18 protein-coding genes and 1 pseudogene are annotated in these 20296 nt (G+C 69.9%); 7 read left to right on the top strand and 12 right to left on the bottom strand.

What is annotated here, in order from left to right; genetic code table 11:
* Positions 1-9: 9 nt before the first annotated feature.
* From MJ605_RS03335 to MJ605_RS03325, 3 genes are all read left to right on the top strand, one after another.
* A complete protein-coding gene (locus MJ605_RS03335) occupies positions 10-267 on the top strand; it encodes an exodeoxyribonuclease VII small subunit (RefSeq protein WP_243039522.1) in 258 nt (85 codons plus the stop codon).
* Positions 251-1150: a polyprenyl synthetase family protein gene (locus MJ605_RS03330; RefSeq protein ID WP_425600958.1), complete on the top strand. Its 900-nt coding sequence runs from the start codon at positions 251-253 to the stop codon at positions 1148-1150. Before MJ605_RS03335 ends, MJ605_RS03330 begins: the two co-directional genes overlap by 17 nt.
* 61 nt (positions 1151-1211) lie before the next feature.
* Positions 1212-1967 carry a hypothetical protein gene (locus tag MJ605_RS03325; RefSeq protein ID WP_243039514.1) on the top strand — a complete coding sequence of 252 codons (756 nt, stop codon included), beginning with the start codon at positions 1212-1214 and terminating at the stop codon, positions 1965-1967.
* A gap of 24 nt (positions 1968-1991) precedes the next feature.
* On the opposite strand, the gene MJ605_RS03320 is transcribed toward MJ605_RS03325, so the two are convergent.
* Positions 1992-2336, bottom strand: coding sequence for a DUF4870 domain-containing protein (locus MJ605_RS03320; RefSeq protein ID WP_425600976.1), 345 nt, complete (start codon positions 2334-2336; stop codon positions 1992-1994).
* Between the two features lie 168 nt (positions 2337-2504).
* On the bottom strand, positions 2505-3872 hold the full coding sequence (gene pmbA, locus MJ605_RS03315) for a metalloprotease PmbA (protein WP_243039511.1): 1368 nt from the start codon (positions 3870-3872) through the stop codon (positions 2505-2507).
* Between the two features lie 110 nt (positions 3873-3982).
* Between pmbA and MJ605_RS03310 the strand changes: the two genes are divergently transcribed.
* Entirely contained in the window at positions 3983-4225 is a 243-nt protein-coding gene (locus MJ605_RS03310) for a DUF1653 domain-containing protein (protein WP_243039509.1), read from the top strand.
* Between the two features lie 13 nt (positions 4226-4238).
* Positions 4239-4787: a ribosome biogenesis factor YjgA gene (gene yjgA / locus MJ605_RS03305; protein ID WP_243039508.1), complete on the top strand. Its 549-nt coding sequence runs from the start codon at positions 4239-4241 to the stop codon at positions 4785-4787.
* A gap of 19 nt (positions 4788-4806) precedes the next feature.
* Here yjgA and MJ605_RS03300 read toward each other — a convergent pair whose 3' ends face one another.
* The 5 genes from MJ605_RS03300 to rng form a co-directional block, all read right to left on the bottom strand.
* Positions 4807-5019 carry a hypothetical protein gene (locus tag MJ605_RS03300; RefSeq protein WP_243039506.1) on the bottom strand — a complete coding sequence of 71 codons (213 nt, stop codon included), beginning with the start codon at positions 5017-5019 and terminating at the stop codon, positions 4807-4809.
* Positions 5016-6431 carry a YeiH family protein gene (locus MJ605_RS03295; protein WP_243039502.1) on the bottom strand — a complete coding sequence of 472 codons (1416 nt, stop codon included), beginning with the start codon at positions 6429-6431 and terminating at the stop codon, positions 5016-5018. The genes MJ605_RS03300 and MJ605_RS03295 overlap by 4 nt, the downstream gene beginning before the upstream one ends.
* 178 nt (positions 6432-6609) lie before the next feature.
* Positions 6610-8049, bottom strand: coding sequence for a metalloprotease TldD (tldD, locus tag MJ605_RS03290; RefSeq protein ID WP_243039500.1), 1440 nt, complete (start codon positions 8047-8049; stop codon positions 6610-6612).
* Between the two features lie 123 nt (positions 8050-8172).
* The gene (locus tag MJ605_RS03285; RefSeq protein WP_243039498.1) at positions 8173-12048 is read right to left on the bottom strand and encodes a YhdP family protein; all 3876 of its coding nucleotides are present in this window, start codon (positions 12046-12048) and stop codon (positions 8173-8175) included.
* A 45-nt stretch (positions 12049-12093) separates the two neighbouring features.
* A complete protein-coding gene (gene rng / locus MJ605_RS03280; protein ID WP_243039496.1) occupies positions 12094-13581 on the bottom strand; it encodes a ribonuclease G in 1488 nt (495 codons plus the stop codon).
* 178 nt (positions 13582-13759) lie between these two features.
* Between rng and MJ605_RS03275 the strand changes: the two genes are divergently transcribed.
* On the top strand, positions 13760-14272 hold the full coding sequence (locus MJ605_RS03275; RefSeq protein ID WP_243039492.1) for a mismatch-specific DNA-glycosylase: 513 nt from the start codon (positions 13760-13762) through the stop codon (positions 14270-14272).
* Positions 14273-14349: 77 nt separating this feature from the next.
* On the opposite strand, the pseudogene MJ605_RS03270 reads toward MJ605_RS03275, so the two are convergent.
* Positions 14350-14448: pseudogene (locus MJ605_RS03270) on the bottom strand (LysR family transcriptional regulator); the annotation flags it as partial.
* Between the two features lie 5 nt (positions 14449-14453).
* On the opposite strand from MJ605_RS03270, the gene MJ605_RS03265 reads away from it, so the two are divergent.
* Entirely contained in the window at positions 14454-14906 is a 453-nt protein-coding gene (locus tag MJ605_RS03265; protein WP_243039491.1) for a Rossmann-fold NAD(P)-binding domain-containing protein, read from the top strand.
* Here the strand turns inward: MJ605_RS03265 and MJ605_RS03260 are convergent.
* From MJ605_RS03260 to MJ605_RS03245, 4 genes are all read right to left on the bottom strand, one after another.
* Complete coding sequence (locus MJ605_RS03260) at positions 14878-16155, bottom strand: cytochrome c (protein WP_243039490.1); 1278 nt, start codon at positions 16153-16155, stop codon at positions 14878-14880. The genes MJ605_RS03265 and MJ605_RS03260 overlap by 29 nt on opposite strands.
* A complete protein-coding gene (locus MJ605_RS03255) occupies positions 16152-16910 on the bottom strand; it encodes a c-type cytochrome (RefSeq protein ID WP_243039487.1) in 759 nt (252 codons plus the stop codon). The genes MJ605_RS03260 and MJ605_RS03255 overlap by 4 nt, the downstream gene beginning before the upstream one ends.
* Positions 16911-17117: 207 nt before the next feature.
* Positions 17118-18776 carry an MASE1 domain-containing protein gene (locus MJ605_RS03250; RefSeq protein WP_243039485.1) on the bottom strand — a complete coding sequence of 553 codons (1659 nt, stop codon included), beginning with the start codon at positions 18774-18776 and terminating at the stop codon, positions 17118-17120.
* A 127-nt stretch (positions 18777-18903) separates the two neighbouring features.
* Positions 18904-20277, bottom strand: a complete 1374-nt coding sequence (locus tag MJ605_RS03245; RefSeq protein WP_243039483.1) for a class II 3-deoxy-7-phosphoheptulonate synthase — start codon at positions 20275-20277, stop codon at positions 18904-18906.
* Positions 20278-20296: the final 19 nt, after the last annotated feature.

Raw genomic sequence — 20296 nt, 5'->3', positions numbered from 1 at the left:
TTGCGGGCCATGGCCAAGTCTGCTTCCGCCCCCGCCAACCCCGCGCCCGTCGCCGATTTCGAGCATTCGCTGGACGAGCTTGAACAGTTGGTCGCGCGCATGGAAGGCGGCGAATTGAGCCTGGACGAATCCCTCGCTTCCTTCGAGCGCGGCATCGGCCTCTATCGCCACTGCCAGCAGGCGTTGGAAAATGCCGAGTTGCGCGTGCGATTGCTGCTCGACCCCGATGCCCCAGACACTGCCGAACCGTTTGAACCCGAGCTCTGAACTCGGCGCCGATCTCAAGTCGCTGATCGCCCGCGCCGAGGAGGCGCTGGCCCGCTCGCTGCCCCCGGAAGACACCGCCCCGGTCGAACTGCACCGCGCGATGCGCTATGCCGTGCTCGGCGGCGGCAAGCGCCTGCGCCCGCTGCTGGTGTACGCCGCCGGCCATGCGCTGGGCGAGGCCGGCCCGTGCCTGGACGCCCCGGCCTGCGCGGTGGAGCTGATCCACGCCTACTCGCTGGTGCACGACGACCTGCCCGCGATGGACGACGACGACATGCGCCGCGGCCGTCCTACCTGCCACGTCGTGTTCGGCGAGGCGATGGCGATCCTGGCCGGCGACGCCCTGCAGGCGCTGGCCTTCGAATGGCTGGCGCACGACGTGGAGCTGGGCGTGTCCCCGGCCCGCTGCGTGGAGATGCTGCGCGTGCTCGGCCGCGCCTGCGGCGCCGAGGGCATGGCCGGCGGGCAGGCGCTGGACCTGATCGCGGTCGGGCACAAGCTGGGCCTGGCCGAGCTGGAGCACATGCACGCCTGCAAGACCGGCGCGCTGATCCGCGCCGCCGTGCGCCTGGGCGGCCTGGCGGCCGGCGCGTCCGACGATGCGCTGGAGGCACTGGACCGCTACGCCCACGCGGTGGGCCTGGCCTTCCAGGTGCGCGACGACATCCTCGACGTGGAAGGCGAGTCCCACGTGATCGGCAAGACCGCCGGCAAGGACGCCGCATCCGACAAGCCCACCTTCCCCTCCATCCTCGGCATGGAGGCTTCCCGCGAGCACCTGGCCCGCCTGACCGCCGACGCACTGGCGGCCATCGCGCCCTTCGGCAAGCAGGGCATCCTGCTGGAAGAACTGGCCCGCTACGCGGCGGCCCGCCTGCGATGAGTGTCAACTGGGGATCGCTACGGAACGTTTGAGGGCGGATCGTCCGCCACCGCCGTCCGCCATGCCCCGTTTCCGCCCGCTGCTCCGTCCGACCGGCCCCCTGCTGCCCGCGCTCTGCGCCCTGCTCGCCGCCGCGGCCCATGCCGCCACGCCGCAGGTGCCCGACCTTAGCGGTGCCTGGCGCCTGGACGACCACAACAGCGACACCGCCGACACGCTCACCACCGCCATGCGCAACGAGGCGCGCGCCGAGCAGCAGGCCAGCGCGCAGCAGGCGGCGCCTGCAGCCTCATCCTCCAGCGCCACGCCGCCCGCCAGCCATGGCGGTGGCGGCCACCGTGGCGGCAGCGGCATGGGCCACGGCGGTGGCATGGGCGGTGGCATGGGCGGTGGTGGCGGCATGGGCGGCGGCCATGGCCGGCACGGTGGCGGCAATGCCGGCAGCAAGCCCGCCGGCACCGACAAGGACCCGATCGCCACCGCCACCTACCCGATGCCGCCGCTGCTCAAGGCGGACTCGGTGCTGCTGGTGCAGCAGGATGCCAAGACCTTCCAGGTGCGCCTGGACAATGGCGACCAGCTCACCGGCAAGCTGGACGGCCAGCCCCGCCAGACGCTCAACGGCAATGCGATGGTGCGCGGCCATGCCGAAAACGGCCGCCTGTCGGTATCGATCCAATATGCCGACGGCACCCAGTTGGACCAGAGCTGGGTCCTGTCGCCCGATGGCCGGCAACTGGTCGTCACCGGCGCCTGGAAGGTGCCGACGCTGCAGCAGCCGGTGAGCTTCAAGCGGACCTACGTCGGCCTGCACTGAAGCAGGGCCGGCCCCGCCACGAACCTAGCCGATCAGGCGCAAGGTGTACGGATAGCGGTAGCGCACACCCTCGCTGGCGCGGATCGCGGCGAGCACCGTGCATACCAGCCAGCCCAGCCACACCACCACGCCCACCGGCCAGGCGACCAGCTTGCCCAGGCCCAGCGTGATCAGCACCAGCACCTTGAGCGCCACCATCACGATGGCCACGGTGATATTGAAGTTCAGCGCCTCCTTGGCCTGGTCGTCGACGAAGGGCATGGTCTCCTTCTTCACCAGCCATACGACCAGCGGCCCCAGGAAACAGCCCCAGCCGAACCAGGCACCGGTGATGACCACGCCGATCAGGGCGGACAGGTGGGCCACCACGGCCCAGTGCTTTTCCTCGGACGAAGGGGTGTCGGAAGTCTCCGACGGCGGCGGTACGACGGACTCGGGGGGAACGCTCATGCGCACATCTCCTAAGAGCCTGTTCATGGCCGGCACCCGGCCGGCGCCCCGATCCTAGCAAAGTGCCCGTTGCCGGCGGTGGCCGGCCTACTCGCCGGCGATGGTCATCCGTTCGAGCAGGATCGAGCCGGTGAGGATCTGCGAGCGGGGATCGACGTCCGATCCCACCGCCACGATGTTGGCGTACATGTCGCGCAGGTTGGCAGCGATGGTGATCTCCTCCACGGGGTAGGCGATCACGCCGTTCTCCACCCAGAAACCGGCCGCGCCGCGCGAATAGTCGCCGGTCACGGTGGATACGCCCTGCCCCATCACCTCGGTCACCAGCAGGCCGGTGCCCATGCGCCGGAGCATGCCCTCGAAGTCGTCCGGCGCCTGCTCGCCATGGCTCTGCTCGACGATCAGGTTGTGAATGCCGCCCGCATTGCCGGTGGAGGCCAGGCCCAGCTTGCGCGCCGAGTAGCTGCCCAGCACGTAGCGCGCCAGCACGCCGTTCTCCACCAGGGCGCTGTCGCGGCTGGCGACGCCCTCGGCATCGAAGGCGCCCGAGCCATGGCCGCGGCGCAGGAAAGGCCGCTCCACGATATGCAGCCACGAGGGCATGATCTGCCGGCCCGCATGGTCGAGCAGGAAGCTGGCGCGCCGGTACAGCGAGCCGCCGCTCACCGCGCCGACCAGATGGCCGATCAGCCCGCGCGCCACCTCCGGCGCGAACAGCACCGGGCACTGGCGGGTGGACAGGCGACGCGCGCCCAGGCGCGCCAGGGTACGCTGCGCCGCCTTGTCGCCCAGGGCCCGGGCGCTGATGAAATCGCCCGCGGCGCGCACGCTGTCGTACCAGTAGTCGCGCTGCATGCCCTCCTCATCGCCGGCGATCAGCGAGAGCGACAGCGAATGCCGCGTGCCGCGCTCGCGCCCGACGAATCCGTGCGAGTTGGCGTACACGGCCAGGCTTTCACCCATCTGCACGCTGGCACCATCGGAATTGGTGATGCCCGCATGGCTGCGGCCGGCGTCCTCGATCTCCTGGCCCAGCGCGATGGCCTGCGCGGTGTCGATCCGCCACGGATGCCACAGGTCCAGGTCAGGGAAAGCCGTGGCCATCAGCGCGGCGTCGGCCAGGCCGGCGGCCGGATCCTCCTCGGTGTAGCGGGCGATCGCGCAGGCCTGCTCCAGCGTGGCCTGGATCGAGTCCGGATTGAGGTCGGCGGTACTGGCCGAGCCCTTGCGCTGCCCGAAGTACACGGTAAGCCCGAAGCCCCGGTCGCGAGTGTGTTCCACCGTCTCCACCTCGCCCAGGCGCACGTTCACGTTCAACCCGGTGTCGATGCTGGCGGCCACCTCGGCCTGGCTGGCGCCGGCGGCGCGGGCGCGGCGGATCACGTCCTCGGCGAGCTGGGCCAGCCGGTCGAGTTCTTCCAGGCTGCGGTCCTGGTCGGGGGCAAGTTCGGTCACGCGTGGGCTTCCTAGGGTGGGACGGGTAGAATACGCGGTCCTATCCGCGCAGCCTCCCGACATGGGGGTGGCGCGGCCGTTTTGCAAAGAGCGTCCCGCGGAGACCGCCCATGTCGCCGACAGCCGGCATCTACCGCCACTACAAAGGCCAGCGCTACCGCGTCCTGGGCACCGCCCGGCACAGCGAGACGATGGAGGAAGTAGTGGTGTACCAGGCGCTCTATGGCGACCATGGACTGTGGGTGCGCCCCGCCGCGATGTTCTGCGAGACCGTGGAACTGGACGGCGAGCCGATCCCCCGTTTCGCCCTGGAGCGGGCCGAACCCGCGCCGTTCGACCACGCCGCGCCCTGACCGGAAGCCTTCCGTGAACCGTACCTACACCCACGAGCCCGACCACGACTACGGCCCCACGCGCACCCAGCAGCGCCGCGACGCGCTGGCCGTGTTGGCGCTGGCCAACCAGTTGGTCGAGCTGCCGCCGAGCAAGCTGGCCAAGCTGGACCTGCCCGAGGACGTGCAACGCGAAATCGCGCAGACGCGCCGCATTACCGCGCATATCGCGCGCAAGCGGCAGCTGGCCTTCCTGGCGAAGGTGATGCGCCGCCACGAGGCGGCCGTGTTCGATGGCGTACGTGCCGCGCTCGGCGAGAACCGCGAACGCCAACGCCAGGAAACCGCGGCCATGCATCGCCTCGAGGCGACGCGCGAGCGCCTGCTGGCCGATGCCGATGCCGCCATCGGCGAGCTGGTCGAGCAATACCCCTCCATCGACCGCCAGCACCTGCGCTCGCTGGTGCGCCAGGCCAAAGTCGAAAAGGACGGCAACAAGCCGCCGCGGGCGTATCGCGAGATTTTCCAGCTTCTCAAGCAGCTGGGCGAGGACGAGGACGCGGTGGAGACTGGGGAAGGCTGAGGCGCGACTCCCCTAACCCTCAATCCGCCATCGCCCGGAAGCGCGAACAGCTGTCCCCCGGCGACACCCACGCATCGTGCGCCTCACACAGCGCGCTCGCCCCGATGCTGGCGCCGTAGGCCGAGCCGAACGACGCCAGGCCCGGCACGCGCCGCTCCAGTTCGTCCGGATCGTCGCGGCGGAAGCGGCAACGCGCGCAGCATGCCGCGCGGCGCTCGGCGGCCGCGTTCATCCGCCCAATCCGTTCCAGTAGTCGGCGAACACGTGCACCGACAGCACGTAGCCGATCACGATGTTGACCGCCACGCCGATGCTGAAGGCCAACAGGGGACGCCAGCCGGTGGCGGTGAGCGAGCGCAGCCGCGTGGTCAGGCCAATGCTGAGGAAGCAGAAGGTGAAGGCCCAGGTACGCAGCGTGCTGATCGGCGCCACCAGGTCGGGCGTGACGATCTTGCGGTAGTCGGCCAGCGAATAGTGGCTGGCGATCCAGGTCACCAGCGCCGAGGCCAGCACGAAGCCGATCACGAACTTCGGGAAGCGCGCCCAGATCTCGCGCACGTCGGCCTTGGCCTGCACGCCGCCTTCCTCGTTCCAGCGCGTGGTAGCCACCCATGCCAGCACGAAGGCCCAGATGCCGATCCAGATATCGCGGCCCACCACCTTCATCAGGGTGAAGGCCTGCACGGCGGCATCCGGCGCGCCGGCGATCGCACCGCCCGCGTTGCGCGCGGCATCGCCATAGGCCTGCGCGGCCGCCACACCGGCCGCGTCGGCGAACTCCGAGGTGCCGATCCACGCGCCGGCCACGGCCGTGGACAGGCCCAGCGCGCGCGAGGCGAACGGCAGCACGAAGATCATCACGATGGCCCACAGCACCACCAGGGTGATCGCCATCGAGGTCTGCTCGCGCTTGGCGCGCACCGCGCCACCGGTGGCGATCGCGGCGGACACGCCGCATACCGCGCCGCCCACGCCCAGCACCGCGGCGAAGCGCTTGTCCAGGCCCAGCGCCTTGCCGGCGAGGAAAATCACCCCGAAGGTACTGAGCGAGACGATGGTCGCCTGCCCCACCGCCACCGGGCCGGCCCACACCAGCAAGGTCAGCGGCAAGGTGGCGCCCAGCAGCACGATGCCGACCTTGATGTAGAACTCCACGCGTAGTCCCGACTGGAACCATGCGGGCAGGGTGAACACATTGGACACCACCAGGCCCAGCGCCAGGGCGATCAGCGGCGATTCCAGGTTGTAGCGCGAGGCCTCGGTCCAGGCCGAGGCGGTGAAGATCAGCAGCGAGGCCGCGAACAGCACCAGGAAGCTGGGCAGGAAGCGCGACAGCGAATGCCCCAGCAGCGCCAGCGCCGTGCCGAACAGCAGGGCGAAGGCCGCGAACAGGGCGAGGTAGTTCGCCCCGTGGGCCGCGATGCCCTGCCATGCCTCGGCCAGCGTCTTCCACTTGGCCGGCGCCACTGCCAGCCACTTCAGGCTGCCGCCGTTGGCGAACAAGGCCCAGGCTACCACGATCACCAGCAGGCCGATCCACACCGACCACCAGTCCTCGTTGGAGAAAAGGCCGGCGCGGGGCGCCCGGACGGCAACGTCCGGCGTCCGCGCCTGGCCCGGCAGGATACGCGTGGCTTCGCTCATCGTTCGCCCCTCGTCGACACGGATGGAACCGGACGTCCAGACGTCCGGGCGGCCAACGGGAAAGCCGCAGCGGACACTCTCGGCGCACACGCGGCCGAAGCGAAATGAGTTTTCGTTCTATCGATATGCAGGAACGGCGCCGCCCCTCGTCCCGGTCTTCTTCCCGGCGGGGATCGTACTAGGACGCGGTGCCGCCCACCGTCATCGCATCGACCTTGAGCGTGGGCTGGCCCACGCCGACTGGCACGCTCTGGCCGTCCTTGCCGCACACGCCCACGCCCTCGTCCAGGGCCAGGTCGTTGCCGATCATGGAGACGCGGGTGAGCACCTCGGGACCGGCGCCAATCAGGGTGGCCCCCTTGACCGGGCGGGTGACCTTGCCGTCCTCGATCAGGTAGGCCTCGCTGGCGGAGAACACGAACTTGCCATTGGTGATGTCCACCTGGCCGCCGCCGAAGTTCACCGCGTACAGGCCCTTCTTGACCGAGCGGATGATTTCCTGCGGGTCGTGCTGGCCGGCCAGCATGTAGGTGTTGGTCATGCGCGGCATCGGCAGCTGGGCGAAGGACTCGCGGCGGCCGTTGCCGGTAGGCGCCATGCCCATCAGGCGCGCGTTGAGCTTGTCCTGCATGTAGCCGGTGAGGATGCCGTCCTCGATCAGGGTGGTGCACTCGGTGGGCGTGCCCTCGTCGTCCACGCTGAGCGAGCCGCGGCGGCCGGCCAGGGTGCCGTCGTCCACCACGGTGACGCCCGGCGCGGCCACGCGCTGGCCGATGCGGCCGGCGAAGGCGGAGCTGCCCTTGCGGTTGAAGTCGCCTTCCAGCCCGTGGCCGATCGCCTCGTGCAGCAGCACGCCGGGCCAGCCAGGGCCGAGCACCACCGGCATGCTGCCGGCCGGGGCGTCCACCGCCTCCAGGTTGACCAGCGCCTGGCGCACGGCCTCGTCGGCAAAGGCCATGGCGCGGCCGTTGTCGATCAGCTCGCGGTAGCCGTAGCGGCCGCCGCCGCCGGCATGGGCCTGCTCGCGGCGGCCCTCCTGCTCGGCGATCACGGTGACGTTGAGACGCACCAGCGGGCGCACGTCGGCGGCCAGGGTGCCGTCGGAGGCGGCCACCAGCACGGTGTCCATGGTGGCGGCCAGGCTGACGATCACCTGCTTCACGCGCGGGTCGCGCGAGCGCGCATAGGCATCCACCTCGCGCAGCAGGGCGATCTTGTCGGCATTGGGCAGGCTCTCCACCGGATCGATGGCCGGGTACAGCTGGCGGGCCCCGTTCAGCGCCAGCGGCTTGCCGGCGCCGTGGCCGCCCTGGGCGATGGCGCGCGCCGCGCGGGAAGCCTCCAGCAGTTGCGGCAGCACGATCTCGTCGGAATAGGCGAAGCCGGTCTTCTCGCCGCTGATCGCACGCACGCCCACGCCCTGCTCGATGGAGTGGCTGCCGTCCTTGACGATGCCCTCTTCCAGCACCCAGGACTCGCTGCGCGAATGCTGGAAATACAGGTCGGCGGCGTCGATGGACGGGCCCATCAGCTGGTTGAACACGCGGTCGAGGTCGGTGGCGGCCAGGCCGCCGGGCGCCAGCAGGCGGCGTTCGGCCTGCGCGATCAGGGAATCCATGAAGTCTCAGCCATGCGTAAAAGAAGGGACTTTAGCAAGTTGGGGCCGCCAGCCGGCGGTTTAAACCCTGCGGGCGCCGCTGCCCCTTGCACAGGCGTACCGGTGCGGGGCGGCGACTCGTCCCTAATCCCTCACCTGCCCATCCACCGGCTGTTCGCCGGCCGACGGAGGCGTGGCGGCGGGCACCAGCGGCACGTCCTTCTTCTCGATCAGGGTGATGACCGGCTTGTCCCAGCTGCCGGTGATCTTGTAACGGGCGCTGGCGGCATGGTTGATGCCGTATCCCAGGATGCTCTGCGCCACGAAGCCCGCCGCGATGCCGATCGGGCCGCCCACCACCGCGCCCACCACCGGCAGGCTGTTGCCGGCATGGGGCACCGCGTGGACCTGCAAGTCATAGTCCTTGGCGCGCACGCCGGTACGCCCCTTGATGGAAATCTCGGCGGCCGGGCTGCGGATGCGCAGGTTGTCGGTATTGGCGTTGCCGTCGCCCAGCTTGAAATCGCCGGTGATCGCATCGAAGGCCAGGCCCTTGCCGAACACGTCGCCGAAGTCGAACGACAGGCGGCGCGGTAGCTCCAGCACCGAGACCAGGCCGAACAGGCGCGCCACGCCGGGCGTCACCTCGGGCATGCGGCCATCGGTGACGTTGATGCTGAGCTTGCCGTCCATGTTGCCCAGCTCCATCGCCGACGGCGCACCCGGCCAGCTGGCGTCCAGCTGCGCGCGCACCTTGCCGCCGGCCAGCAGGCCCTCGTAGCCGAAGGCGCCCAGCATGTCGCCGAGGTTCTCCGCGGCGAAGTCGATGCGCATGCGCGAGGCGCTGTTGCCCGCCGTGCCGTCCCAGTCGCCGGTGCCGTTGATCTGCACGCCGTGCGCCAGCGTGCGCAACTGGTCGATATGCAGGCCGCGGTCGGTCGGCCAGGTCTCCAGCCGCGCGTCGCCCAGCTTGGAATCGCCGAAACGCAGGTCGCTGACCCACAGGTGGAACGGCGGCAGCGCGGAAGGCGTGATGCCGGTCGCCGCCGGGTTCGGCGCCGGGGCCGCCGACGCCTCCGGACTGGCCGGCGCCGACGATGCCGAGGCCACCTCGGCGCCGGCCCCGGCCGGCTTCGGCGGCACCACGTCCTTGGGCCAGTACAGGCGCTGCAGCCGCGCGGTGATGCCGCGCTTGCCGAGGTCGTTCAGCGGAATGGCGAAGCGGCCGGCCAACCCCGCGCTGTCCACGTCCACGGTGAGTCCCTCCGGCTGGGCGCTGGCGAGCAGGTGCATGTTGGCGAAGTTATGGCCGAACACCTGCGCCTGGTCGGCGCCGACGTCGATGCTTTCCAGGCCCGGACCGCCGGCGCTGCTGCCGGAGGCGGCGTACTGCACCCAGCCGGTCACGTCGAGCCGCGCGGCGCGGCCGCGCACGCGGATGCCTTTGTCCGGCAGGGTGTCGGGCGCCCGGGTGCCAAAGGCGAAGGTGGCCGCCATCGACTGGCCCTCGTTCTGCGGCAGGCGCAGGCGCGCGCGCATCACCTGCCCCACGCCCAGTTGCACGTCGCTGCCCTCCATCGGCAGGTTCATGTCCAGGTGCAGGGGCAGGATGTCAGTGGCGGCCTTCTTCAGGGGCACCGGGAAGGCGAGCGCCATGCCGACGAGGCCCGAATCCACGCTGAGCTGCTGCGTGGCGGCGGCACTGCCGCCCGCATGGGCGATGGTGAAGCCGATGGTGAAGTCGCTGCGCCCCTCCGACACTTGGTTCAGCCAGTCCAGTTGCTTGTAGCCCTGGGTCAGTTCGCCCATGCCGTAGCGGCCGGTGAGCCTGGCCGAAAGCACGGCATCGGGCTGGCCGGTGGCGCCGGCGATGGCCAGGTCCAGCTTCGACGGCTGCCCGCGAAAGCTCGTATCCAGGGGACCGGCGTGGAATCCCGCCTTGTCGAAAGTGGCCGGGCCGGTGAGCTTGTCCAGCCGCAGGTTCCACTCCGGCGCATTGAAATCCACGCCATCGAGCTGCGCGCGGCCATCGAGCAGGAAGTCGCTGGAAGTCGCCACCGGCAGCGACAGGTGGAAGTCGAAGGAACCGGTACCGCCCAGCCTCAGCTTGGCCAGGGTATCGGCCTGGTGACTGCCGATCGGGCTGCGGCGGATAAACTCCATCAGGCTCGCGCCGGTGCCGCTGCCGCTGACATTGAGATCGAGCACGGTATGGCCGAGTTCGGGAATCAGCGCCACGGCGCGGCTGACCTTGTTTCCCAGCGACTGTCCCTGGCTCGCCTCCACCAGCATGCCGCTGTTGACGAAGCTGGCCACCGCGCTGATGCCATCCGCATGCGGCCAGCTCCTGCCGTAGTCCAGCTCCAGCCCGCTGATCTCGGCACGCGCCTCGAAACGGCCCTCGTTGTGGTGGAACGGCCAGTCCTTGAGGTCGCCGCGCACCAGCACGTCGCCGCGGTCCACCTGGCCGGCGACCAGCGCCTGGTCGAGCCACTGCACCGCCGCCGGCGACATCGAATCGATCGGCCAGAACAGCTTGGCCGCCGCCACGTCGGCATGGCTCAGCGTGGCATACAGGTCGAGGAAAGGACGCCCGACCGCATCGGGCAGCGCCACCTCGCCGCGCGCCGCGCCCCCGAAATCGGCGCCCTCGAACACCAGCGACTCGGTGCCGATGTGCCAGGCGTCGTCCTCGTGCCACACGGCGACGTCGCCGCCCAGCCGCGACATCACGAACGGCTGGCGGAACGTGTGCGGGAAGCGCAACACCGTCGCCTGCACCGGCAGCGACAGCGCCAGGGCCTGCGCGTCGCCGCGCAGCTCGCCATGCAGGTTATCGATGCCAGGCAGCTTGCCGACCGGGTCGATGGCCAGGCCGGTAAAGCCGGCATCCAGCCCTTGCAGGCCGCCCGCGCGCGTCCAGCGCAGTTGCGCATGGGAGAACCGGCCGCGCGGCTGGCCGCCGCCCACCCATTGCGCCAGCGCGGGCGACAGTCCCGGCTTGAGCGCCAGCCAAGGCAGCAATGGCGCCAGTTGCAGGTCACGCGCAGCCACCGCGGCCTGGGCCTGGTCGCCGCCCATGCCCTGCAGGCTGGCCACCAGGGCGCTGCCGTCGTCGCCGGCCCAGCGCAGTTCATAGCTGTCGTTGCCGATCGTCAGCTGGGCCAGGCCGTCCAGCGAGGGCACGTTGGCTTTCACCCCGTCGGGATTGGCGATGGACAACTGCGACAGATGGAAGTGCGTGAGGCTGCGCACCACCTTGGCATGGCGCCAGTCCAGCCAGCTGTCGAAGGCGCCGCGGCCGCTGTCGGCCGTATAGCCGCCCAGATCGATGCCGGCCGACATCGCATGCAGGTCGAGGTCGCTGCCGCTGAGCCACAGGCGGCCATCGGCGCCGTCGTCGCTGAAGCTGCCCGCGCCGCGCAGTTGGCCCGGCGCGCCCTCGCGCCGCAGCAGCGCGCCGACGCGGATGCGCCGGCCCTGCCGGCTCAGGCGCAGCTGGTCCGCCAGCAGGGTGTAGTGGCGCTCCAGCCGATGGTCGGTGATGTCCAGCCGCGTATCGCGCAGCCATAGGCCCACCGACAGCTGCCGGAACGACAGGCTCTGCCGTTCCTCGCCGCCGGCCAGGCCAATGCCGTTGATATGCCAGGTACCGTCGGCATCGCGGCCGAGATCGAGTTGCAGGCCACGCACGCGCAGGTTCACCAGGTGCCGCGCCGGCAGCAGCCAGCCGCCGAAGTCGAGCTTGAGCTCGGCCTCCGGAATGCGCATCGGCACCTCGCCGTTGCCGGTGTCGATGCGCATGCCGCGCATCACGAAAAGCGGGCCGGCCGGCTGCCAGCGGCCTTCCAGCGCATCGAACGTCACCTTGCGCTGCAGCTTGGCGCTCAGCTGCGCCGCCACCCAGTCGGGATGGCTCGCCAGGGTGGGCAGCAGCAACTGGGCCAGCGCCATCGCCACCGCCAGCGAGATCACGGCCACGCCAGCGATCCAGGCCAGGGCCCGGCTGGCCAGGTGCATGTGGGATCGCCAATGCGTGTTCACGACGCGGCGTACACCGCGCGCTTACAACAGAACCACATCGAATTGTTCCTGCGAATAATGCTCTTCGGCCTGGAAGCGTATGCTTTTGGAGATGAACTCTTCCAGTTCGGCCACCGCGCTGGACTCTTCCTCCAGGATGCGACCGACCACCTTGGGGCTGGCCATCACCAGCAGCTTCTCGGTATTGAACTGGCGCACGGCGCGGGTGATCTCGCGGAAGATTTCGTAGGTCACCGTCTCGGCCGTCTTCACCGTGCCGCGTCCGCCGCAGGCCGGGCACGGCTCGCACAGCTGGCGCTCCAGGCTTTCGGTGGTGCGCTTGCGCGTCATCTCCACCAGGCCCAGCGCCGACATCGGATAGACGGTGGTCTTGGCGTGATCGCGCGCCAGTCCCTTCTCGAGCATGCGCAGCACCTGCCGCCGGTGCTCCTCGTCGGTCATGTCGATGAAGTCGATGATGATGATGCCGCCGAGGTTACGCAGCCGCAGCTGGCGCGCCGCCGCCTGCGCGGCCTCCAGGTTGGTGCGGTAGACGGTTTCCTCCAGGTTGCGCGAACCGACGTAGCCACCGGTGTTCACGTCGATGGTGGTCATCGCCTCGGTCTGGTCGACGATCAGGTAGCCACCGGATTTCAGCGGTACTTCCTTCTTCAGCGCACGCTGGATCTCGTCCTCCACGCCGTAGAGGTCGAAGATGGGGCGCTCGCCGCCATAGTGCTCCACCCGGTCGTCCAGGTGGGGCATGAACTTGTGCACGAACTTGACCACCTTCTCGAAGGTCTCGCGCGAGTCCACGCGCACCTTCTCGATGTCGTCGTTGAGCATGTCGCGCAGGCTGCGCAGCGGCAGCGAGAGTTCCTCGTACACGCGCTCGCCGACCTTGGCCTTGGCGATGTTCTCCTGCACCACGCGCCAGACCTTGCCCAGGTAGGTGACGTCGAAGGCCAGCGACTCGGCGGTCTGCCCTTCGGCGTTGGTGCGCACGATGTAGCCCAGCGGGTTCTCGCCGATCAGCCCGTTCAGCACGTCCTTGAGGCGCTGGCGTTCGGCCTCCTCCTCGATGCGCGCGGAGATGCCCAGCGTGCGCGCGTGCGGCAGCAGCACCAGGTAGCGCGAGGGAATCGACAGGTGGGTGGACAGCCGCGCGCCCTTGGTGCCGATGGGGTCCTTCACCACCTGCACCACGATCTCCTGGCCCTCGTGCACCAGTTCGCTGATGGACGGCGTGTGGCCATTGCCGTTGGCCGGCATCTCGGCGCCGTCGGCGGCCACCGGCAGCGGCGGGCGCAGGATGTCCGAGGCGTGCAGGAAGGCCGCGCGCTCCAGCCCGATATCCACGAACACCGCCTGCATGCCGGGCATCACCCGCTGCACGCGCCCCTTGTAGACATTGCCCACGTAGCCGCGCTTGGAGGCCCGCTCCACGTGCACCTCCTGCAACATGCCGTTCTCCACCACGCCGACGCGGGTCTCGCGCGGAGTCACGTTGATCAGGATTTCTTCGCTCACCGGGTGCTCCCGTGGATGGGCGACCTTTATAGCGGCAGTATGCGCACACTGTCGATGCATGCGCCTGCACGTTGGCGGCACTTTCGGCGACGTCGCCAACTGGCGCGCAGAAACGCCCTGGATCGCATGATTTTGTGTACCCGGCAGTCTTTCATTGGGTACGGGCGAGGCAGCCGCTATGCTTGCCGCGATGCGCGAACCGATCCTTCCCGACCTGTTGCAGCCTGGCCTGAGCCTGGTGTTCTGCGGCACCGCCGCAGGGCGGCGCTCGGCGGCGGAAAAGGCCTATTACGCCCACCCCGGCAACCTGTTCTGGCGGGCGCTGCACGCCGTGCGCCTCACGCCGCGCCTGTACGCGCCGGCGGAATATCCCCTGCTGCCCGCGCTGGGCATCGGCCTCACCGACCTGGCCAAGCACCACATGGGCAACGACGACGAACTGCCCCGCGATGCCTTCGACGTCGCCGCGCTGCGCCAGCGGATCGAACGCCACGCGCCGCGCCTGCTCGCCTTCACCAGCAAGGCCGCCGCGCGGGCCGCGCTGGGGCGCCAGGCCCCCTATGGCTTGCAGGTCGAGCGGATCGGCGACACCCGACTGTTCGTGCTGCCCTCGCCGTCGGGCCAGGCGCGCGGGCATTGGGACCTGGGGCCATGGCAGGCGCTGGCGGGCCTGGCAAACGCCAAGGCGTAGCCGCCGGTCACGCCATATAGGTTCCAGCGCCCCGGCCAGGTGCTCGAACAGCCGCCGCACGCCCAGGTTTGCCGCTCGCGGAAGGCGGCCAGGATCGGCGGCAACACTTCTCCGCCGATGATCTCGCTAGCGGTGAGCCGCACCGTGCCGCTCACCTCGCCGCGGCCGGCCGCTGCGCCGCATGCAGTACGGCGGCCGCTACGAGCTGGGCCACGCCTGGGCCTACCTGCCCGACGTGGGCGACGCGATGGCCCGCCTGCTGGACCGCGAATCCGAGCAGGGGCTCTTCGAGAGCTTCCACTTCGGCGGCCACTGGCTGGACGGCCACGCCATGCTCGCCGCCATCCGTCGCGCCGCCGGCCGGCCCGGGATCAAGGCGGGTTACTTCCCATGGTGGCTGGCGCGGCTGGCCTCACCGTTCAACGAGACGCTGCGCGAGCTATGCAAGATGCACTACCTGTGGCGCGAGCCGATCCGGCTCGACGATGCCAGGCTGCGGGCCTTCCTGGGCGACGACCTCTACACGCCGCTGGACGACGCCGTGCGCGCCGCGCTGGCCGGCGCCGGCTGCCTCGATGAACGGCCGCCGGCGTCAGGCGCCACGCTCAGTCGATCGGCGTGTGCCGGTACTTGATGACGTCGCGCTCCTGCACCAGCGAGGCATTGTTCGACCACGACTGGCGGATGTAGGTCACCACCGCCGCCACGTCGCTGTCGCTGAGCTGCTGGGCGAACGGCGGCATCGAATACGGCCGCGGGTTGCCCGCCGTCACCGGCGGGAAGCCACCCAGCAGCACCACGCGCATGGCGTTGATGCCGCTCGGTTCGTTGACCGAGGAATTACCGTTCAACGGCGGATAGACGCCGGCCACGCCGTTGCCATCCTTGCCGTGGCAGTCGGCGCAGCGCTCGGCATAGACCTTGGCGCCCTGCGCCAGGATCGGCCGGGTGTCGAGCGGCGACTTCTCGGCCGCTGCCGGCGTGCGTGCCGGCAGGGATTGCAGGTAGGTGGCGATGGCGTGCAGGTCGTCATCGTTGAGGTGCTGGGTACTCTGCGCCACTACCTCGGCCATCGGGCCGAATGCGGCGCCACGCGCGGACTGGCCGGTCTTGAGCAGGTCGACGATGTCCTGCTCGCTCCAACCCGCCAGCCCGCCGTTGGCCTGGGTGCTCAGGTCCGGCGCGTACCAGTTCTGCGCGGGAATCTGTCCTCCGGCCAGCGAAGGCTTGCTCTGCGAGCCGCCCAGCGAATCGCGCGGCGCATGGCACTCGTTGCAATGGCCAAGGCCCTGCACCAGGTAGGCGCCCCGGTTCCAGGCCACCGGCTTGGACGGGTCCGGCTGGTAGACGCCTTCCTGGAAATACAGCGCGCGCCAGGCGTTGAGGCTGCTGCGCACGCTGTAGGGGAATTCCAGTCCCAGCGGCTTGGCCGCCTGGCGCACCGGCGCCAGCGACTGCAGGTAGGCGAAGATCGCCAGCGCGTCGTCGCGGGTGACCTTGGTGAACGAGGTGTAGGAGAACACCGGATACAGCAGCTCGCCGTGGCGTCCCTTGCCGCTGTGCAAGGCCTGCCAGAAATCCTCGAAACGCCAGTCGCCCAGCCCGGTTTCGCGGTCGGGCGTGATGTTGGGCGCCGGGATATTGCCGAACGGCGTCGGCAGCACGCGACCGCCGGCAAAGCGGGTGCCGCCCTGTTCGGTGTGGCAGGAGGCGCAGTCGCCCACCCGGGCGAGGTATTCGCCCTTGGCGACCAGCGCCGGGTCCTTCAGCGCGGCCACGTCCACCGCTGCTGGCGAGGCCGGCTGGGGCGACGTGCCACGGAACAGCCACCAGCCGCCCAGGGCCAGCAGCACGACCACCACGATCAATCCCACGCGCTTCATGCGCCGCCCTCCTTGTCGCCCAGCACGCCACAATGCAGCGGCGGCTTCACCGAGCCCGGCGGTTGCGCATGCATGTCGGCGGGCAGCTCGCGCCCGGCCAGCCAGGCCGAGACCGCGCTGATGTCCGAATCGCCCAGGCGGTTGGCGATCTCGGCCATGCAGTCGGGGGCCACCGTGGCGCGGGTATGGGTGCGCCAGGAGCCGAGCTGCGAACTGATGTAGTCGTACGGCAAGCCGACCAGGCCCGGGATGTCCGGCTGCACGCCGGTGAGCTGGCTGCCGTGGCAAGCCATGCAGGGCGGGATCTTCCGCACGGGATCGCCATGCATCACCAACTCCTCTCCACGCTTCAGCGCGTCGGCCGACAGCCTCGGCAGCGGCGAGCGGCTGTAGGGCACCTCCTGCGCCGAGAAGTACTCCGCGATCTCGCGCATGTAGGCCGGGCTGAGCTGGCGCACGGTGTACTCCATCGGGCCGTACTTGCGCAGGCCGTCCTGGAAGTCCTTCAGCTGGCGGGCGAGATAGCCGGCCGGCTTGCCTGCCAGGCGGGGAAAGAAGCCGCTCTCCGGCGTGCCTTCGCCATGCACGCCGTGGCAGGCGGTGCAGGCGGCGATGCGCTGCTGGAGGGTGTCGGGAATGGCCGGATGCGGTGCCTCCTGCGCCCTCGTCCCGCCGGCCAGCGCCACGCCAGCCAGCAACACCCATGCGCCTAGCGCGCGCCTGGCGCGGCGCCACGTCACTGAAAGCCCTTTCATGCTGTCCCCATCATGCGCGTGGTGCGCAGCCGCCAGGACGGCGCGGCAACGCCGTGCGGACATTATAGGCAGTGACCCTCTCCGGGCGATGGCAAACCCCGACAGGCCGCACTCTTTGCGACATCATGTCGCACATCCTTGTCCAGCAGGGGCGGCTTGCGCGGCACGCCAAGGACTGGGCCGTGCCGGTTCTCCACGCGAGGGAGGCTATGCGTGCCAGGCCGGCACGGATCGGCTTGGCGGCACTTCAGACTCCAGCCGCAGGGCATCGTGCAGCAGGAGGGTAACGCGCAGATGGTGCTCGTCCCGGCACTCGTGCACCTGGCCCCCGTAGATCGAGGCGCGCTCGCGCACCGTGGCGAGGCCCTGTCCGTTGGTCCCCAGCAAGGCCACCAGCTGGCGCCACTCCGGCACGGGCCGGCCACGCAGCGCCGGGGTGGCCCGGACGGCGGTCATGCGCAACACCACCCAGCGGCGGCCGCGGCTGCTGCCGCCCCGGATCCGTACCTGGATGCGCCGCGCCGGTTCGCACGCCAGCAGGTACACCATCACCTCGCAGGCCTGGCGGTACAGCATCATGTGCACGTCCGGCGCCAGGTGGTCCAGGCCGCTGCCCGCCAGCTCGCAAGCGTAGCCGGAGCCGACCAGCGCCGCCGCCTGCGCCAGCGGCCCCTCCTGGAAGGTGGCCTTCAGGCCGTGCTCGCGCCAGGCGCGCGGATGCAAGGCATTGGCCAGGCGGTGCACCTCGCGCTGGGTCAGGTCGAGATGGCGCAGGTAGGCCTGCTCGACATTGGCCGGCAGCACGGGACGCAAGCGATCCATCATGCGCTTGTGCCCGTCGCGCATGGACAGCCCCAGGCGGTCGAGCGACTCGGCCACATGGCGCAGGCGCTGTTCTTCCTGGTAGAGCCCCTGTTGCGCCAGTTGGAAACCGCGCAACCGGTCACCCTCCTTCGGCTGGCCGGCGGCGGGCCTGGCCGGCGAGGACAGCCGCCCTCCGAGCATGAGCAGGCTCGATATGGCGAAGGCGATCAGTGCCTGTGCCTGGATGACCGCCGGATCGCGTACGCTGGGCATGGTCACCTGCACCGCCAGGCTAGCCAGCATGCCGGCGACGGCAGCGCCCTGCCAGCCATGGCGCATCGTCATCCACGCCACCGGCACGAACATGGCCATGCGCGCCACCTGCACGGCATCCGCGCCATGGGTCGCGGAAGCCAACCAGACCAGCAGCAGCAGCGGCGGCAGGGCCACGCCGAGCGCATCCCGCGCCAAGGCGCCGCTCGCCGCCGGCTGGCGCCAGCGCTGGATCAGCACCAGCACGAACGGCACCAGGGTGAGCGCCCCCAAGTAACCGCCCAGGAAATAGTTCAGCATGATGCGCCCGGTGATGGCGGGCGCCGTTTCGCCCGGCAAGGTGCGCATCACCGCCAGCGTGGCGGTGTTGGCCATGGTGTTCACGATGGCGCCGGCCAGCACGCACGACAGCAGCGCCGCCACATCGACTTGCTGCCCGCGAAGCAGGGTCGAACGCCCGCGATAGCAGGCGAAGGCCGGGGCCATCAACAGCAGCGGCGGCACCATGAACATTCCCATCCAGACCATGCCGAAGCGCTGGTGGTAGGGCCAGCCCTCGAACGCCAGGGCCGTCGCCTCGCCCAGGAACAGGCCCGGCCAAAAGCGGGTCGGCACCAGCAGCAGGCAAAGCACGCGCAGGCCCGACATGAGGTTCCAATGCGACACCGACACATGCCGCAGCAGCGCATGACAGACGGCATACGCCACCAGTACCGCCATCTGCTGCAGCGCCGTACGCGATGCCGTGCGCGTCCTTGTGTCTTCCGCTTCGATTGCCACCGTGCCCATCAACCGCCGCCCGCCCCTGTCCGAAAGGCGCCCTGGTTCACCACCGGGCACAGGGTCATTCTCGCAGGAAAACCCGCCCATGGTTCAGCCGGGACTCATCGTGCACGCCCGGCAGGACGCTCCGCGCTCAGGCCGACGGCACGCCCACCGACTTGCGCACGATCAGCATCGCCAGCTCCAGCGACTGCTCGTAGTTGAGCCGGGGGTCGACCATGGACTTGTAGGCGCGGTCCAGGTCGGTCTCGCTCAGGTCGCGGGCGCCTCCCATACACTCGGTCACGTCCTCGCCGGTCAGCTCCAGGTGCACGCCGCCGAGACGCGTGCCCGCCGCGGCATGGATATCGAAGGCCTGGTCCAGCTCGCCGCGGATATTGTCGAAACGGCGGGTCTTGTAGCCGTTGGAGGTGGTCTCGGTATTGCCGTGCATGGGATCGGCCACCCATAGCACGCGGCGCCCCTCCCGCTTCACCGCGTCCAGCAGCGGCGGCAGGGCCTTGGCGATACCGGCCTGGCCCATGCGATGGATCAGGGTGAGGCGCCCCGGCTCGTCTTCCGGATTGAGCACGCCGATCAGGGGCAACAACTGGTCGGGGGTGACCGACGGCCCGACCTTGACCGCGATCGGGTTGCGGATGCCGCGGAAGTACTCCGCATGGGCGCCGTCCAGCGCCGCCGTGCGCATGCCGATCCAGGGAAAATGGGTGGACAGGTTGAACCAGCCGTGATGCCGTGGCACCTGGCGGGTCAGCGCCTGCTCGTAGTGCAACAGCAGGGCCTCGTGCGAGGTGAAGAAATCCACCCGCGTGAAGCCGGCGATCGGCCCGGCCAGGGTCTCCATGAAGCGCAGCGAATCGCCGATCGCCGTCACCATCCGGCGGTACTCGGCGGCCAGTGGCGAATGCTCCACCCAGGCCAGGTCCCAGTATTCGGGATGATGCAGGTCGGCGAAGCCGCCGTCGATCAGCGCCCGCACGAAATTCATGGTCAGCGCGGAATGCGCGTGGGCCTGGATCAAGCGCTGCGGATCGGCCCGGCGCGCCTCGGGAGTGAACTCGGGGCTGTTGACCAGGTCGCCACGAAAACTGGGCAAGGTGACGCCATCGCGCGTCTCGGTATCGGCCGAGCGCGGCTTGGCGTACTGGCCGGCGAAACGGCCCACGCGCAGCACCGGCTTCTTCAGGCCGTGCACCAGCACCAGGCTCATCTGCAGCAGCACCTTGAGCCGGTTGGAGATGATCGGGCTGGTGCAGTCGGCGAAGCTTTCGGCGCAATCGCCGCCCTGCAGCAGGAAACGCTTGCCCTCCTGCGCCTCGGCCAGGGCCTGCTTGAGCGCCAGCACCTCCCACGAGGTCACCAGCGGCGGCAACGTGGCCAGTACGCCAGTGGCGCGGGCAAGCTCCGCGGCGTCCTCATAGGTCGGCTGCTGCAGCGCCTGCCGCTGCTGCCAGCTGGCGGGCGACCATTCGGAGGAAAGCGGCGCGGACTTCGGTGCGATCGGCATGGCGTGTGACATCGCGGTG

The organism is Dyella sedimenti, assembly GCF_022760995.1.
Classification (GTDB): Bacteria; Pseudomonadota; Gammaproteobacteria; order Xanthomonadales; family Rhodanobacteraceae; genus Dyella; species Dyella sedimenti.
Note: the sequence above shows the minus strand (reverse complement) of the source record. Positions and strands in the feature narration are given on the sequence as shown.